The following is a 15,968-nucleotide window of genomic DNA, read 5'->3' on the forward strand; positions in this document are numbered from 1 at the left end:
TTCCCGTCAGATCTCGCTTCGACGCGCGGCCGCGAAAATGTCGTCTATAAGCGTATCCACGGCGCAAGCTTCTTCCGCCGTGGCGAGCGGGACGTCCTCTCCGGACAGCGCCGCGCGGATCAAGCGGTATTCCTCTTCGAAGTTATCGATCATTCCCGCGTTGAAGCTCTCTCTCGTCCGAAGCGCTTCGTCCCAGATTTCGGCAACCGGCGATTCGAATTGCGGGCGCTCCCACCAGGTCGTATGCAGTGTAGCCAACCCGGCGTCGCCGCGAAGCTCGAGAAGTTCGTCCCAGCCGTTCTCTCTTCGACCGACTCCGGACAGCGGTAGCCACCCGCATTCTACAGTCACGGTAGCGCCGTTCTCCATCTCGATCAACGCGTGGGTCATGGCGTCCACGTTCGGATAACAGCCGTCCCGGTATTGCATCCGCGCCGCCAGCACCCTCCTGACCGGTCCCGCGAAATGAAGCAGCAGATCCAGCATATGACTGCCGGAATTGACGAATACGCCGTCCATCGTCGATTTCGGCGATTTCGCAAGCTGGTCGGCGATGATCGTCCAACTGGCTTCGGGCATCGGATGGAAAACGCGCACCAACCCGCTTCGCATCGTCCCGATCCGCCGGGCATACTCCTTGAACTTGCGCGCCGTCGGATGTACCCGCTTCATGTAGCCGACGAAGAACGGGTTCCCGGACTTCCGAACCAGTTCCGCCAATTCCCGAGAGTTTTCCGCCGAACGGGTCATCGGCTTTTCGCAAAGCACGGCGTGGCCTGCGTTAACGGCCGCCTTGGCTACTTCGAAGTGATAGGCGTTCGGAACGGCCACGGTCACCAGATCGGCTTGCTCCGACAGCAACAGGGTCGTATCCGCCGTCCAGCGGCAATCGTACTTTTCAGCGAAGCGTCTGGCCGCTTGCTCGTTGCCGTCCGCAACGACGCCCAGCTCGTAGCCCAAAGATTTGATAGACCGGGCGTGATAGTCGGCGATGTTCCCGGCGCCGATGAGATTTACTTTCATGATCATGCTCCTCCCGATAGTTTTAGTAAGGGCTGTCTCATATGTGATAAGAGCTACACGAAAAGATGATCGATAGACTATACGCTCCTGAAATTAAATGGGTAAACTCGTTATAATGGGATTTCAGGAGCGTATGAGGCAGTCTCCAGGCCAGGATGGACCTACAACACTTCCAGATAATTCTTAGAAGTTAACCGTATAATCGTTGAAGACGCTTTAGTGGCATACAATCCATGATCTTGGTTGATTTATACGGTTTTTCCTACAAACGTTCGTCGTTTGAGCCTGAGCAGAGCAGCTTTGTACGATTTTTCGAACAAACGTCCGCCGTTTAAGCCTGATCCGAGCAGCTTTGTACGGTTTTCCGACTAACTTCCCTGCGTAAACTCTTGTGTGCAAATTGATCCGCCGTAAAAGTTCAATTTGCAATAAATTAGAAACGTTGTGGGTCCGTGACTATGTCTCCAGGAGGTATATGCACTTTTTTTATCGTTAATCTTTTGTGACTTTACTTAGGAGACAGCCCCTTTTCCGTCGTTATTTCAACAGATCCTCGGCCGTCTTCTGCGCTTCGGCCAACGACGCTTCGATCGGCTTGTCGCCAACGAGCACCGATTCTTGCGCTTTATGCCAAGCCTCCCACACCTTCGGACCGTTCTTGGCATAGACGGGAAGCGGACCGGCCTCCTCGTTCTCCACGATCTCGGCGTAGACGGCCAACTGCGGAATGGCTTTGATCAACTCGGCGTTGGAGCCCGCCAATTTATTCGACGGCATTCTGCCGGAAGCAAGCGCGTATTTTTCTTGATACCCCTGGCTGGCGATGATTCGCAAGTATTCCATTCCCGCCTCTTGATTTTTCGATTGCTTCAGCACGAACCAGATCGTGTTGCCCACGATCACGTTGGCGCGTTTCCCGCCATCCGGCACCGGCAGCGGAACGAAGCCGCAATCGCAATTCTCTGTCGCGGACCAGGAAATGTGCCAAGGCCCCGCCACGCCGAACGCCGCTTTCCCGTGGTGAACCATATTGTATAAAGCGCCTTCGTCGTTGAGCGCAGTCGATCCGGATGGCGCGGTTTTCGACAGCTCTTTCAGGAAAGCCAACGCTTTCGCGTTTTCCGGAGTATCGAACGTCACCTGCTGCCAATCCGGCGTCGTCAAGTCGCCTCCGAGCTGACGCATGAACGGCGCGATGCGGAACGTCCCTCCGAGCCCCGTCGTCTGTACGACCGAACCGTAATACTCTCCTTTGCCCGCCTCCGTAATTTTCCGGGACATCTCCAGCCATTCGTTCCACGTTTTCGGCGGCGCGTTCGGATCGAGTCCGGCCTTCTTCATGACGTCTTTGTTGTACATCAGAGCGAAAATGCCCGTCATGCCGGATACGCCGTAATTTTTCCCGTCGAACTTCGCCGCGGCCATTGGACCCGGAACCAAATCTTTCGTATATTCCTCCGGCACTTCTGAAAGCGCATGCATTTTAGCGAATTCGGGAATGAATTCCTCGCCGAAGGAGACGTCCGGCGGATTGCCGGCCATGACGGAGACCATCAGGTTTTGCCGCAGTTCGTCCGCCCACCCCTTGTTGACATACTCGATCTTGATTCCCGGAAACTTCTTCTCCATCTCCGCTTGAATGTAAGCGTAAATGTCTTGATTTTTTTCGATTTCCTCCGGAGTGGACAAGTTTTCGTTATTCGGCAAGGACAGGCTCGGACTTCCCCATACGGTCAAAGTAACCGGTCCGTTGCCCGACGATCCGGAAGAAGTCGCCGTCGCGTTGCCGGAGCTTGATCCGCCGTTGCTGGAACAGGCGCCTAGCACGAGAGAGAATGTCAGCGCCATCAAACCTAATCTAAATCCAAACTTTTTTCCGTTTTTCACTTTTGTTGCCTCCCCTTTTGATCTGGAAAAGACTTTTCCGCGTGCGGATTGGATGTTTCGTTATTTTAATTTCCTGTTTCGCCTTTCCGTGTCACCTCCGTTATATAAAGGATTTCGAACCAACTCGGTCCAAACCAACCACCCATTACAAATAGTACATTTACTTCATTTATCATATTACAATTTAAAATGTCATGAGTCAATCACTCGAATAGAATCATTTCTTTCTTAAAAAGAGGAATAGGATTGAGTACAGGAATAGTTAAATAGGATGAATCATGCTTAACTCCTTAATCAAATTGCATTTCCAGCTCTTTATATGTTATTATTACATAACAAATATAACATTTTAAAAAGAACGAGTGTTCAGTGGAGGGCATTATGGGAGAGAAGGAGAAAAAGGCTCCTCTTTATATCCAGATCCGAGAGTATATCAAAAACCAAATCGAAAGCGGCGTCCTTAAGCCTGGAGATCAGATTCCGACGGAGACGGATTTAACGAATAAATTCCAAGTCAGCCGAATCACGATCAAATCGGCGCTAAGACATTTGGTGGACGAAGGTTTGATCTATCGTGTGGCCGGAAAAGGCTCGTTCGTTTCTTCGGAAGAATCGCACGGCCTGCCGCAGGAGGAGGAATCCGTTTATACGCCCAAGACCAAAATCGGATTTTTGATGCCTCAGCTCGGAGATATGCTAAGCATTCAGCTGCTTCGGGGGATTGAAGAGGTATGCCGCGAGGAAGGCCTCGTCCTGATGGTAAAGTCGGTGTTGACCCAGTTGGAGGAACGGCTGGCGATCCGGGAGATGATCTCCGAAGGCGCCGAGGGATTGATCATTTTTCCGGTGGACGGCGAAGCCTACAGCGAGGAAATTCTCAAGCTGAAATCGGAACAGTTCCCGTTCGTGCTTGTCGACCGGTACTTGCCCGGCATTAAGACGAACGCCGTCTTTTCGGATAACCAGCAAGGAGGATTCGTCGGAACGGATTATTTGGCGCAGCGCGGCCACAAGAATATCGGGATCGTTTCTTTTACCAAATCCAAAACTTCCAGCTCCGAAGACCGCTTCAGCGGCTATTTGGGCGCCGCCAAGCAGAATCGTCTTCCATTGCAGCATCGCTATTGGCTGACCCAGTTCGACGACGTTTCCTTCCAGGACGAACAAAGCATCAACGATGAAGTGTTCGATTGGCTTCAGCAGGAGCCCGATATTACCGCCATATTCGCTTTCTCTCCGCAAATCGCAATATGCGCGGCCCGGGCGGCCGAACGTCTGGGGAGAAAGATTCCCGAGGAGCTCTCGATTATCTGCTTCGACAATCCGCAAATCCGCGATATGCACGGCGATTACTTCACGTGGATTGAGCAAAATATCGAATGGATGGGGACCGAAGCCGTCAATCTGCTTCTGAGAGTCATTCGCGATCCGTCGGTGCTGGAGCAACTGGTCATTCCCGTCTCGCTTCGCGAAGGTCTGACCGTGTCCGCTCCGAATCGATAAAAAGATGCTATACGCTCCTGAAATCTGAACGGGTAAACCCGATGCAAAGTAATTTCAGGAGCGTATGAGGCAGTCTCCAGGCTAATCATGACCTGCAACCGTTGATTTTGGTCAACTTATACGGTTTTCCCTACAAACTTCCATCGTTTGAGCCCGATTCGAGTTGCTTTGTACGACTTTTCGAACAAATATTTTTATTTCAAGCCCGTTTCAGCTGCGTTGTACGATTTTCCGACTAACTTCCCTGCGTAAAATTTTGTGTGCAAATAGATAAATCCGCAGTAAAAGTTCGATTCCCAGGCAATCGGGAACATTAAGGGTCATGATAAGGCCCCCAGGAGGTACATCCCCCTCTATTTAAGAGACAACCCCGTTTCGCATCACTTGCTACAAAGGCAGCGTTACGCTTACGAGAGTTCCGACGGACGGCTTGCTCTCGAGTCGGATTTTGCCCCCGTGCCGCTCCACGATCCAGCGCGCGATCGCCAGCCCTAACCCCGTGCCGCCCTCCCGCCCGCGGACCTTATCGCCGCGATAGAAACGGTCGAATACGCGGGGCAGATCCTCCGGCGCGATGCCAATGCCCGTATCCTCGACTTCAAGCTGCACGGTATGAGCTAATTTTCGGCAGACGACGCGCACGACGCCCCCCTCCGACGTATACTTGATCGCATTGTCCAGCAGTATCGCAAGCAGTTGGTGTAGACGCTCTTCGTCCGCTTCCAGCGGAATACAATCATCGATCTCGGCATTCAAAATAAGTTCTTTCACTTCCGCCAGCATCTCCATCTTATTCACGCTCTCGCGAACGATGAGATCCAGCCGAACCGGCTTGCGTTCCAGCTCCAGCTGATTGGAGTCCGACCGCGCCAGCGTCAGCAAGCCTCCAACGAGCTTGTTCATCCGCCGGGCTTCCTGCAGAACGGTGGATACATGCTTGCTGTCCTCCTCGATGGTATGATCGGGATGGCGCAGCAGCAGCTCCGCGTGCGCTTGAATAACGGACAGCGGCGTTCTCAGCTCGTGAGAGGCGTCCGACACGAATTGCTGCTGCTTCTCCAGCGACAGACGAATGGGGATCAGCGCGCGGTTGGCCAGGTAAAATCCTGCCCCGATCGCCACGAGCAGCCCTGCGGCGCCTCCGAGCAGCAGAATGAGACGCAGCCTGTCCAGCATTCCGATTTCGGCGGATACATTGCTGAGAAATTGCTGCGTTTTGACCGTATAGGTCACATCCTCAACGCCGCTGGATACCGACAGACCGCTATTGGCGATATTAAGCACCCGAAAATACTGATTCCCCGCCTTCACCGTATAAAGCTCATCCAGCTTCGACGGCTTCAGCCGTTCCAATTGCTCGTCGGTAAATCCGTTTTTATTCGGCAGCGGCAGCGCCTCGTCCTCATCCGTCCATAGCAGTTGAATCACGGGCCTGTCCATTTGCGCAACCCGAAACGTCACGGCCCTATCCAGCGCAAGCCCCTTCAGGCTGGAAATCTGGGGCGACACGGTAGCCACCGTCGTCGTGCCGTTAACGCCGTTCATCGCCTTATCGACCTGAGCGAACAACATCTGCTTCATCACGATATACACCGTCAAATTCAAGCCGATCAAAATGACGGACAGCACGGCGGCGTTCCGAATCGTAAGCTGCATGCGGGTACGATTAATCATCACTTCTTCTCCTTCAGTAGATAGCCGACTCCGCGCACGGTTTGGATGCAGCTGTCGAGTCCGAACGGCGCAAGCTTTCTCCGCAAATAATGAACATATACGTCGACGACGCCCAGCCCCGCGTCGGAGTCGATTCCCCACACCCGGTCGAGCAACTGCTCCTTCGTCAAAATCTGCTCTCTTCCGAGCATGAAATATTCCAGCAATTCGTATTCCTTCAGCGTAAGCTTAAGCGGCTTCCCTTGCGCATAAGCCTCCTTGTGCTGACATTTCAAGCCGAGCTGCCCGTATTGCAGTTCGCCGTCCGGCGCTCCCGCCGACAGCTGGCGCAGCAGCGCACGGATGCGCGCCAGCAGCTCAAGCGTCGCAAAGGGCTTGACCAAATAGTCGTCGGCCCCGGAATCCAATCCCTTGACGCGGTCGGCCACGGCGTCCCGCGCCGTCAGCAGCAGCACGGGCATCGCAGCTCCTTGCCTCCTCAGCTCGGAGAGAACCGTCAAGCCGTCCATTCCGGGAATCATAATATCAAGCACGAGCAGGTCATGGACGCGCTGCTGCGCCAAATACAAGCCGTCCGGTCCATTATCGGCCTCGTCCACCTGGTAGGCTTCTTCCTTAAGCACGGTCGCCACCGCCTCTCGCAGCAGGCCGTCGTCCTCCACCACCAAAATTCTCATCAGGCTCTCCCTTTCGCTTATATCAGTCCATTTTATAGAAGAAACCTTAATGAATGCTTAGAAAAAGGAAGCAAGCGGCGGTCGATCTTCCGCGGGCATAGCGGTTATAATAGAGAGATCACAAGATTCGCCAGGAAGCGCGGGGATAACATGACACGAACGCCGGAATCGGTACTGCTCTATTCCAAAACAAGCCTTCCGTTCCCTAGGAAAAGCTTGGTCGAACGAAGTAGGCTTATTGAACGCCTGGAACGGGGAGTCCACGGCAGGCTTACGCTCGTCAGCGCTCCCGCGGGCTTCGGTAAAACGACGCTGCTTGGTCAGTGGCTCGGCCTAAGCGGCCGCGAAGCCTCGTGGGTATCGCTAGAAGAGACGGAAAGCGATCCCGTTCGTTTCTGGAGATATGTATCGGAAGCGCTCTCGCCCCGGATCGAGCCGACCGCCCGCCAGGAATACGAACAGCTCATCCGCTCGTTCCCCAGCGTGTCGACAAGCACCTTTCTCGATGCGTTTATCAACCAGCTGCGCTTTCTAAGTCGACCGACCGTACTCGTGCTTGACGATTACCATACGATCGCGGAGCCGCGAGTTCACGAGAGCGTCGCTTATTTCATCGAGCATAAGCCGTTTGATCTCCATCTCGTGCTATCCGGCCGCAGCGAACTTCCCTTCTCCATATCTCGCTGGGTCGCCCGGGACGAGCTTGCCTTGATCGACGCCGCCCAGCTGCTGTTCACGGAAGACGAATCGGAAAGCTTCTACAGCAGCGCTTCCCCCTTCCTTGAATCTCGCCATGTCCGCATGCTGCACGAGCGGACCGAGGGCTGGATTACAGGGCTTCAGCTCGCCTCGATTTCCCTGCGCGACGCCGAAGATCGCGACACATTCATCGAACGCTTCAAAGGACATCACCGTCATGTAGCGGATTACTTATTCCACGAGGTCGTCGCCACGTTGCCGGAGGAGGTGCGGCATTTCCTGTACGCCACTTCCGCGCTGCGGCGGCTGGACGCCAAAGCCTGCGACGCCGTCACCGGACGTGCGGACGGAAGAAGCCTGCTGGAACGGCTCAAATCGCAAAACCTGTTCCTCGTTTCGCTGGACGACTCCGACACCTGGTTTCGCTATCATCATCTGTTCGCGGATTTTCTGCGCAATCGGGTTAAGGAAGCCGAGCCCGCGCTTTGGAGGAACGCCAACTTGGCCGCTGCCAGAGGCTTTGCCGCCCGGGGCCTGCTCGATGAAGCGATTGACCACGCTCTAGCGGCGGAGGATTACGAGCTTGCGGAAAGCTGCCTGGCCCAGCACGCTCCGAATGTGCTCAAGCTCGGGGAGTTCCCCACTTTGCTAAGATGGTTCGATTGCTTCCCTCCGGAAACGAAGCTGTCTACGGAGATGTCGCTGCTTCGCACCTTCCTGTATATTGTGACCGGCCAACGCGAGTCCGCCGGACGCAGTCTGGCGAAGCTGGAGACGCAGGAGCGCGAGACGAAAGACGAAGACGCCCGCAGGCAGCTGCGCAGCGGCTTATTGTTCGTCAAATCGAACCTGCTGTTCATGTTCGGGGAATTCGAGCAGTGGATGGCTTTTTCCGATGGCATTCTGGACGAGTTTCTGCCGCACACCCCCTTCTTCTACAGCTTTAACTACAATCTGACCGAACCGTTCGCCCGGCGAACCGCTTTCGGGCTGAAGGGCATGCTATCCAATCAGACCGAGGAGATCGGGAAGCTGTTCGTCGGCGCGCTCGAGCGACACGGCTGGGGCGACTCTCTGATCAGTCTGTATGTTTTACAGGCTTTGGCGGAGGGCTACTACGAATGGGACCGCTTCGAAGAAAGCGCCGAGCTGCTTCGCAGAGTCGAGCGCGCCTCGCGCTATAATCTTGTGCCGGGCCTGTTCGTCCCTTGCCGGATTACTCAAGCGAATCTGTATTGGGCTTCCGGGCAGCGCGCGCTCGCTTACGAAACGTTGGACGAAGCTAGAGCTCTCCTCGACAAGTCCGATGACATCTGGACCGGTTACTTGACCTCGGCCAAAGCGCGTTTTTTCCTGCGGGAAGGCTCGCTAAGCATGGCGAAGAAGGAAGTCGCGAAGCTGCGGGTAGGGGCCAAAGACCGACCCTCCTATCATCGCGAATACGATTATTTGACGCTATGCCGGCTGCTGTCGGCGCAGCGCAAGGAGCCCGAAGCGCTTCGGCTGCTCGAACTGTTAAAGCCTCAAACGGAACGCGAGGGGAATTGGATGGGGCAGGCGGAAATCAGCCTGCTGCAGGCCGTGCTTCTCGATCGGATGGGACGGCGGGAGCAGGCGATGAATGCTTTACGCGAAGCGTTGACGATCGGGGAGACCAATGCGTATATAAGAACGTTCCTCGATGAGGAGGAGCAAACGGAGAAGCTGCTGCGAAAATATACGTTCTGGATAAGCGAAAAGGAAAGCAGCGAGGAAGACGCGGGAGTCGCGGCGGGATTAAAGACTTATGCGGAAGAACTGCTTGCCCGATTTATGGGTAAAGCGTTTGAGGAGATAGCCGCGACGACGGAGCAGCCCGCTCTTGTCGAGCCGCTTACGCGCACGGAAATCCGCCTGCTGGACCTCATTCGCCAAGGAGAGTCCAACAAGCGGATCGCGGAAAAAATGTCTCTATCGGAAGGCTCCGTCAAAGTGTACTCCTCCCGCCTCTACGGCAAGCTCGGCGTTTCTTCGCGAACCCAGGCCGTCGTTGCGGCGCAGAGGCTTGGCCTGCTTCAAGACGACTAAAGACGTTATCAGCTTACTTATGCCCGACTATAGACGGATTGCCCGGCCACAATCGTTTCTTTAACTGCAATCGCACCGCTCTGTCCGTCATAATCGAACAAGGTTAAATCCGCCGGGCTGCCCATTTGCACCCGCCCTGCCTTGTCGTCCTGCATGACCTTGGCAACTCTTAACGTTACGGCTTCGACGGCTTCCATTAAGTTCATATCCGTATAACGAATCGCGTTCTCGATTCCTCTGTCGAGCGAAGCGGCTGATCCTGCGAGAATATTCGGATTATCCGCCGTATGCAAGTGTCCGTTCTCGTGAAGCACGACTTTGCCGCCAATTAAACTGTTATACTGTCCGGGAGGCATGCCCCCGAACTGCGTCGTATCGCTGACCAATATGCTTTTGTCGCGTTTGACTCTAAGCATGGCCTTCAATACCGGCGGAGTCAGATGATGTCCGTCCGGGATAAACGTCGCCCATAGACGATCGTCCGCCAATTGATGCCAGATGTAATTCGGATGACGCGGCAACACCGGATGCGATCCGTTGCCCAGATGCGTGCATACCGCAGCTCCGGCTTGAACCGCGTCATCCAGTTGCTGAGCGGTTGCCATCGTATGTCCGATAGCAACCACTACGCCCGACTTGGCCAGTCGTTCGATAAACGCAAGCGCACCTTCTCTTTCCGGAGCGAGCGTCACCATGACGATCCGCCCTTCCGCCGCATCCTGCAAACGCATGAATTCGTCCCAATCCGGGTCTCTCGTGTAAGCTCGCGGATGCGCCCCCCTGCTCCCATCCTCGCTGGACAGATAAGGTCCTTCCATATGAATGCCTTTAATTGAAGCGCTGGCGTACGAATTCGTTCGGCAATATCGGGCAATGATCGCCATCGCTTGATGCATTCGCTCAAAGCTTCCCGTAATGACCGTAGGCAAGTAAGCTGCGACTCCCTTGGCATGAAGCGCCCTGGTCACGCCTTCAATGTCCTCCGTCGTCGTTTGCTCCGCGTTTAAGTCATACCCGCCAAAACCGTTCACCTGCAAGTCGGTCCACCCTGCCGAAACCCAAGGCAAACGGCTGTCGGACTGCAACAACCGGGTAATTTGCGTAATTACGCCGTTTGCCGTCTCAATTTGTACCGCTTCTCCTGTCGTCGTCAACCTGCCCTGCCATGTCACCCGCATCGCCTCCACCTGCAGCAGTTAGCACCACTCGTAAACTAGCGAGGATGATTGTTTATCCAAATATAGACTCCAATTGGCATGCGACTTCATAATGGTGGCCGGAATGTTAACGTCAATGCCGTTCTTCAACGTATCCATAATTGCACGAGCTTTTGCTTGACGAGGCACAACCGATATGACATTGCGGCTTTTCAGTATTTGCTGAACCGACATCGAAATGGCTTGCTTAGGCACATCTTCCAACGTGGCAAACCATCCTTCTCCAACCTGTTGCATTTTGCAAGTATCCGACAAATCCACGATTTTAAAAGGTCGATCGTCGTCAAAATCCGCAGGCGGATCATTGAAGGCAATATGCGCATTCTCGCCTATTCCGATCAGCGCCACGTCAATCGGAGCCTTGCCGATCTCTTCGTTAAGCCGGTCCAGCACTTCGTTCAGATTGCCTTCGCCATCTACCAGCCAGTACTTCCTTACATCTACATGCTGCAAAAAGCGCTCCTTGAGATACTTGCGAAAACTGGCGGGATGCGCCTCCGGCAAACCGACGTATTCATCCAGATGGAACATCTCTACTTTGTCCCATGCGATATCCATCTTGACGAAATGCTGCAGAAATTCGAATTGCGATGCCCCCGTCGAAAGTACAATTCTGGCTGTCCCATTCACCGATATCGCTTCATTAATTAATTTTGCACTTTCTCTGGCCGCCTCTAACCCCGATTGATCCGCCGATTCAAGGATGTTAATTTTCATTCGAATTGCCCTCCTGATAAAATTCTCCGAGTTGTACCATTCTTTTCTCTACTCTGGAACGTTCGGCCGCAAAAGCCATCAGATGACTTTGCACCGATTCTTTGGCTGATGTGCGGCTCGTTTGCATGCCTTGCCCGAGTTCCGCCGCGCGGACCGTTCGCGCAAAGTCCTGCACAAGACGTCCGTCTCCTCCGCCATGACCGACATGCCCTTCCGCCGGCTGCAGCTTGATTAATTCAGTCCGTCCCGCACCGAAAGGACGGATTTCAATTTCATCGCTTTCCATCGTTGCCCGAATCTCGCCCGTCGTCCCCATCAGTTTGAGCGTACGATTGCACTTCTCCGTAAATGCGCTCATTGTAAAGGCTGCCGTAACTTCATTATCGAAATCCATCGCGACGACTTGATGGTCGACTACGTCATTATCGCTCTGGAACACGCAGCGACCGAACGGACCTTCCTTCATCGCCTTGTATCTCGCTTCGAAGCTTGGATCCGTGCTAGCGGCCTCCGCCTTCCATCCGCCGTTCTCGATCATATACGTATTCGGCGCATAATAGAGGCAAGAATCGGCGACCGGGCAACCGTCAATACAGTATTCCGGCGCTCCCTCGGGCGCATTGTTTTTATTGAAATAAGACAAGTGCCCATAAGAGGAGACGCTCTCGCATTTGCCGCCGGCAAACCATTGGATAATATCCATGTCGTGACACGATTTGGCCAGAATCATCGGACTGGATTTCTCTGCGCTGTTGAAGTAGCCGCGCACGTAGCTATGCGCCTGATGCCAATAGCCGACATTCTCATTGTGCTGAATAGACATCAACCGGCCGATTCTTCCTCCATCCAACAGTTGCTTGATCGTCTGGAAGAAAGGGGCGTAACGGAGCACATGACAAATCGTAAGAATACGGTTGTGTTTTTCCGCGATCCGCTCAAGCTCGATACACTCTGCCCAGCTTGGCGACATCGGTTTTTCCAGCATGACATGATAGCCGGCCTCCAGCGCCTTTATTGCCGGCGCATAATGATCCCGATCTCGCGTACAAATAAACACCGCATCGGATTGTTTGCCCGCAGCGAACAGCTCATCCCAGCTTGTGAAACACTTCTCTTCCCGAAGGTTGAAGGCTTCTTGAGCTCGACTGCGCTTGAAATCATCCGGCTCTGCGACAGCAATAACCTTCATTTCTTGCGGACGCGTGTGTGCATATTCACCATATCGGATTCCCCGGAGCCCTGCGCCGATTATCGTAATTGTAATTGGTTTCATACAAGCTCCATCCGTTCTATTCATATTGGTCTATCTGTAAATCGTAGTGATGCAATATTCCAGGTAGAACGACGCTCATCACATCGCGTTCATCTGCTATACCTTGCGCCAGCCACTCCGACATGCGAATGGATTCGTCGGCATCGAACAACGGCTTACTTAGAAGATTCGTATCCAACCGAGCCGCCAGCTCCGTATAGACACGGAACAAACCGACACCATACAACTCGATTCGGCAATCTCCCGTTTCGTATAACGTCGCTGCAAAATTCGCCGCGCGAAGCACATCATAGACCCGTAATGCAGCCAAACTGTCCCCAAGCCAGATCAATTCATCCGCGAGCTTATGCATCATCCCGAAGAAATGATCGTTCGGTCTGCCATAGAGCAGGCCCGGTTCATGAGGCCCTTCCCCGGAAACATTCAGCACAAGCACTTGGCGCCCCGAGGCGCACATAGATCGAATCCAATCCCACCGCTCCGTCAACTGCGTCGTACCGCCCGGCCATAACGCGATCGCTATTGTTGAAGTAGGGTCTCCGCCTGTCGAATTGTCCGTATCGTCGCTGGCGCGAAACAAATACCCGCTGTTCATGACTCCAGGCTGCGACCACCACAGCGCGTACTGGGTGCCGACACCCTCGAACGATCCCAATTGAACGAATCGGGGGTTCAGCGGACACAGTTCACGATCCTTCAGCACTATGTTCTTCAACCATTCCTCTGCAGCAGGAGACTGTTCATTCACAGCGGAAGCACGAGCCCGCGCAAGCTCGGCAGCCTGAATCGCGAACGTATCGCTCAGCGTTCTGGCATCGGCATATTCCCGCTTGACCTGTCCGCCGGAGATACATTTCAATAGTTCGGGGTTAATCGGCGCAAGCTTGCTCTGCCTCGCCCTGTTCCGATACGCTTCAAGCTCCGTTTCATTGCACCCTAGCAAATGCTCGGCGAAGAATTCCGTCGCCGCAATAGCCAGATTATCGGTATACCGATGGACAGATTGATCCTCCACCAGGCGTAACCCTTTTTCCGTTCCAAGCATTTCCCAGAATCTTCGGCAACGCTCAACCGTACGCCGCGTAGCTTCAATCGGGAAGAAGTCATACGTAGCGGCGCAGACAAGCAACGGTTTCGGCGCAAATGCCAACAGTAAATCCTCATGATCGAAGCCAAGGCCGCTTAATCCCTGCCAGATCTGCTCCGCATCTTGAACACCGCCGGCATACATGTATTGCTGTCTGTTCATAATGAAAGTTGCTGGCGCAGCGGCCGCAATCCGCTCATCGCAAACCATCATCATCGCCGTCTGCAGCCCCCCGCCGGAATTGCCCGTTACGCCAATACGGGTGCGATCTACCTCAGGACGCGAGACCAGATAATCCACCGCACGCATCGCATCGTGGATAAAATATCGGGCTAACCCCTGTCCAAGCGCATAACATTGAACGCCCAGACGCTGGTGTTCTCCTGTTCCCCACACTTCTTGCCCTTCCGCATTGCGCAGCAGCGATAATCTTTCGCCTTGTCCAATCGGGTCGATGGAGAACACAATTAGCCCCGCCTGAACCATACGCAAACAGACTTCATGATAATACAAGCCATGCTTGCCTTCCTCTTCATGACCGTTCAGAAACAAGACTGCGGAGGCGACTTCTGCCCGCTCCTCGGGCAAATACAGATTACCCGTCACATATTCATGCGGTCTGGCTTCGAAGACGATATTCTCCACCGAATAACCTTCGCCGACGATTACATTCGTAACGGAAGCATTTAGGGAGGCGTCGCTTACCGGCAAGCCGCCCATCGACTTCATAAATGCCATTCTCATCGCTTGACGACGCGCCGCTAATTGCTCCGGGCTATCGATGCGATCTCGCGCCGCATCGCCGGCTTCGAAAGCCCGGTCTGCGCGTTGATAGATGTGCCGACTGAGCTGGTCCTTCGTCTCGTACAGCGAGCATATATACCGTTCAAGTTCACGAATAGAGTCGATCATCGCAAATTAGCCACCTGAAGTAATTTTCCTTCCGCAATCGAACGATTAGCGGTAGCGCCGATCAAACATGAGTCTGCCCCTGCCAAACTATCTGCCTGTTGGCCGAGCGGGTCTTCGACGCCGCCTATGAATATCGCTTTGCGCAGCTTCTCATCTCCGCCGCCATGACCGGCAAGCTGCGTTGCGACTTGAATACGCTCTGTAGTGCCGTCCAGCTTAATGTGCGTAATTGTACTCGCGTTCGCCGCACTCATATCCGCATTGCGATAGGTCTCGCCAACTTCCAATCTCCCTTTGCTCCCATTAATCGTCGCTTTCCAACCTTCATACGGACTGTAAGCGACCAAGGAATACGTCAGAACCGCTCCGCTCTCATATTCCAGATTGACGCTCATCGTGTCGTAAATATCGATGCGCTCATCGAATACGCACCGATCTCTCCAGTAGCCGTCTTCATGCTCCGCACCGACATAATATTGGTTCATGAACGAGTCCGCCGTAATATCTTTATAGAATGAACAGGTTGTTTGATAGTCGCAGGTCATGCAGCGCTCGCCCTTAGGGCCGCCCTGACCTTGATCGCCATATACGCGCCGAGCGCCGAATGCCTGAAGCCGCTTCGGCCTGCTGTCCACCCACCAGTTGATAATATCAAAGTGATGCGTAGACTTGTGCACGAGCAAACCGCCGCTGTTCTTCATCTCCGCATGCCATCTTCTGAAATAATCGGCGCCATGATCGCGATCGAGAAACCATTCCAGCTGGATGTGATAGACATCGCCAATCGTTCCAGTCATAATTAACTCTTTGATCTTGGCGAAATAAGGAGCGAACCGCAGATTAAACGTTACCGCTACTTTCTTGCCGCTTCTCCGTTCCGCTTCGACGATGGCCCGCGTCTTCTCTTCATCAATCGTCATCGGCTTCTCGGATACGACATCGCACCCCGCCTGAAGCGACTCGATAATATAGGTATGATGCGTGTAGTCGGTACTCGCGACGACGACAACATCCGGCTTGACCTCGCTTAGCATGCGATGAAAATCGGCATATACCGGCACTTGACCGCATTCTTCGCTCAGCAGCCGCGCCCGCGCCTGATTCGGATCAAACACACCGCAGAAATCCACATACTCTCGCAGCTCCGTCGCCATCGGCTTAGCGAACATATACAATGCCCTTCCGCCAGCCCCGACAAGCACGTATTTTTTCTTCGTCACCATTGTTCTCTC

Annotated in this window: 11 protein-coding genes; 2 read left to right on the forward strand and 9 right to left on the reverse strand. The window is 54.0% G+C overall.

Annotated elements, in window-relative coordinates; all coding sequences use genetic code 11:
* Positions 1-6 precede the first annotated feature (6 nt).
* On the reverse strand, positions 7-1,023 hold the full coding sequence (locus DFP98_RS15415) for a Gfo/Idh/MocA family protein (protein ID WP_181917714.1): 1,017 nt from the start codon (positions 1,021-1,023) through the stop codon (positions 7-9).
* A 537-nt stretch (positions 1,024-1,560) separates the two neighbouring features.
* Positions 1,561-2,910, reverse strand: a complete 1,350-nt coding sequence (locus DFP98_RS15420; protein WP_116061501.1) for a sugar ABC transporter substrate-binding protein — start codon at positions 2,908-2,910, stop codon at positions 1,561-1,563.
* A gap of 381 nt (positions 2,911-3,291) precedes the next feature.
* On the opposite strand from DFP98_RS15420, the gene DFP98_RS15425 reads away from it, so the two are divergent.
* The gene (locus tag DFP98_RS15425; protein WP_116061502.1) at positions 3,292-4,413 is read left to right on the forward strand and encodes a GntR family transcriptional regulator; all 1,122 of its coding nucleotides are present in this window, start codon (positions 3,292-3,294) and stop codon (positions 4,411-4,413) included.
* Between the two features lie 387 nt (positions 4,414-4,800).
* On the opposite strand, the gene DFP98_RS15430 is transcribed toward DFP98_RS15425, so the two are convergent.
* Together DFP98_RS15430 and DFP98_RS15435 are read right to left on the reverse strand one after the other, a co-directional pair.
* On the reverse strand, positions 4,801-6,087 hold the full coding sequence (locus DFP98_RS15430; protein ID WP_116061503.1) for a sensor histidine kinase: 1,287 nt from the start codon (positions 6,085-6,087) through the stop codon (positions 4,801-4,803).
* Positions 6,087-6,764: a response regulator transcription factor gene (locus DFP98_RS15435; RefSeq protein WP_116061504.1), complete on the reverse strand. Its 678-nt coding sequence runs from the start codon at positions 6,762-6,764 to the stop codon at positions 6,087-6,089. The genes DFP98_RS15430 and DFP98_RS15435 overlap by 1 nt, the downstream gene beginning before the upstream one ends.
* A 150-nt stretch (positions 6,765-6,914) precedes the next feature.
* Here DFP98_RS15435 and DFP98_RS15440 point away from each other — a divergent pair, with 150 nt between their 5' ends.
* On the forward strand, positions 6,915-9,530 hold the full coding sequence (locus DFP98_RS15440; protein ID WP_116061505.1) for a winged helix-turn-helix domain-containing protein: 2,616 nt from the start codon (positions 6,915-6,917) through the stop codon (positions 9,528-9,530).
* A gap of 17 nt (positions 9,531-9,547) precedes the next feature.
* On the opposite strand, the gene DFP98_RS15445 is transcribed toward DFP98_RS15440, so the two are convergent.
* The 5 genes from DFP98_RS15445 to DFP98_RS15465 are packed head-to-tail and all read right to left on the reverse strand — an operon-like array spanning position 9,548 to position 15,959.
* Positions 9,548-10,708, reverse strand: coding sequence for an N-acetylglucosamine-6-phosphate deacetylase (locus DFP98_RS15445; RefSeq protein ID WP_246016554.1), 1,161 nt, complete (start codon positions 10,706-10,708; stop codon positions 9,548-9,550).
* Positions 10,709-10,726: 18 nt separating this feature from the next.
* A complete protein-coding gene (locus DFP98_RS15450; RefSeq protein ID WP_116061507.1) occupies positions 10,727-11,464 on the reverse strand; it encodes a glucosamine-6-phosphate deaminase in 738 nt (245 codons plus the stop codon).
* Positions 11,454-12,737 carry a Gfo/Idh/MocA family protein gene (locus tag DFP98_RS15455; RefSeq protein ID WP_116061508.1) on the reverse strand — a complete coding sequence of 428 codons (1,284 nt, stop codon included), beginning with the start codon at positions 12,735-12,737 and terminating at the stop codon, positions 11,454-11,456. The genes DFP98_RS15450 and DFP98_RS15455 overlap by 11 nt, the downstream gene beginning before the upstream one ends.
* Before the next feature lie 16 nt (positions 12,738-12,753).
* Positions 12,754-14,736, reverse strand: a complete 1,983-nt coding sequence (locus DFP98_RS15460) for an alpha/beta hydrolase family protein (RefSeq protein ID WP_116061509.1) — start codon at positions 14,734-14,736, stop codon at positions 12,754-12,756.
* Positions 14,733-15,959 (reverse strand): Gfo/Idh/MocA family protein, encoded by a 1,227-nt coding sequence (locus tag DFP98_RS15465; RefSeq protein ID WP_116061510.1) that lies wholly within the window; start codon positions 15,957-15,959, stop codon positions 14,733-14,735. The genes DFP98_RS15460 and DFP98_RS15465 overlap by 4 nt, the downstream gene beginning before the upstream one ends.
* Positions 15,960-15,968 lie beyond the last annotated feature (9 nt).

The sequence above is a fragment of the Cohnella phaseoli genome (assembly GCF_003386235.1).
Classification (GTDB): Bacteria; Bacillota; Bacilli; order Paenibacillales; family Paenibacillaceae; genus Cohnella; species Cohnella phaseoli.

Bases quoted from the DNA above. Each gene is read 5' to 3' on its own strand.
- DFP98_RS15415 (WP_181917714.1), bottom strand. From the start codon at position 1,023: ATGAAAGTAAATCTCATCGGCGCCGGGAACATCGCCGACTATCACGCC.
- DFP98_RS15425 (WP_116061502.1), top strand. From the start codon at position 3,292: ATGGGAGAGAAGGAGAAAAAGGCTCCTCTTTATATCCAGATCCGAGAG.
- DFP98_RS15430 (WP_116061503.1), bottom strand. From the start codon at position 6,087: ATGATTAATCGTACCCGCATGCAGCTTACGATTCGGAACGCCGCCGTG.
- DFP98_RS15435 (WP_116061504.1), bottom strand. From the start codon at position 6,764: ATGAGAATTTTGGTGGTGGAGGACGACGGCCTGCTGCGAGAGGCGGTG.
- DFP98_RS15440 (WP_116061505.1), top strand. From the start codon at position 6,915: ATGACACGAACGCCGGAATCGGTACTGCTCTATTCCAAAACAAGCCTT.
- DFP98_RS15445 (WP_246016554.1), bottom strand. From the start codon at position 10,708: ATGCGGGTGACATGGCAGGGCAGGTTGACGACGACAGGAGAAGCGGTA.
- DFP98_RS15450 (WP_116061507.1), bottom strand. From the start codon at position 11,464: ATGAAAATTAACATCCTTGAATCGGCGGATCAATCGGGGTTAGAGGCG.
- DFP98_RS15455 (WP_116061508.1), bottom strand. From the start codon at position 12,737: ATGAAACCAATTACAATTACGATAATCGGCGCAGGGCTCCGGGGAATC.
- DFP98_RS15460 (WP_116061509.1), bottom strand. From the start codon at position 14,736: ATGATCGACTCTATTCGTGAACTTGAACGGTATATATGCTCGCTGTAC.
- DFP98_RS15465 (WP_116061510.1), bottom strand. From the start codon at position 15,959: ATGGTGACGAAGAAAAAATACGTGCTTGTCGGGGCTGGCGGAAGGGCA.